At 59.1% G+C, this 430-nt stretch carries 1 pseudogene; it reads right to left on the bottom strand.

Going from position 1 to position 430, the window contains the following annotated elements:
* A pseudogene (locus ACU8YC_RS28470) lies at positions 1 to 430 on the bottom strand (Sir2 family NAD-dependent protein deacetylase); the annotation flags it as partial.

Raw genomic sequence — 430 nt, 5'->3', positions numbered from 1 at the left:
GAAACTTGACGATCTGCCGGACGCCATCACGCGCCTTGGTGAGGTCGCTGGCATTGGCGATCTTGATGTAGTCCACCGCGTAGGCATCATGGGCATATTCCAGCCAGCGGTCGTAGTTGGTGGTGTAGATCGCCGGAAAACGGCCATGAACGATGAGCCGGTGGATCTCGGAGTCGCGGATTTCGATGTTGCGGTGCCACTCGCGGTCCATCCAGCTGCGTAGTGGGCCGATGCTGCCTTTCTTGATCCGATAGTACTCAGCCAGGGCGAGGAAATTGCCGTAGGTGTTGAAGACCTCCGGGTCATAGTCCAGCTGCACGGCGATCTCGTCGATCAGCTCTTTCCAAGGTGGCAGGCCGATGTTGGCCGACACCCCGGAGCCAACGAAGAGAATCAGTCGATTGTTGCGGTAGGCGTCGCGCAGCTGGTC

It is taken from the genome of Citrobacter sp. VF227, from assembly GCF_052950715.1.
This window is presented reverse-complemented; position numbering and strand designations above follow the sequence as displayed.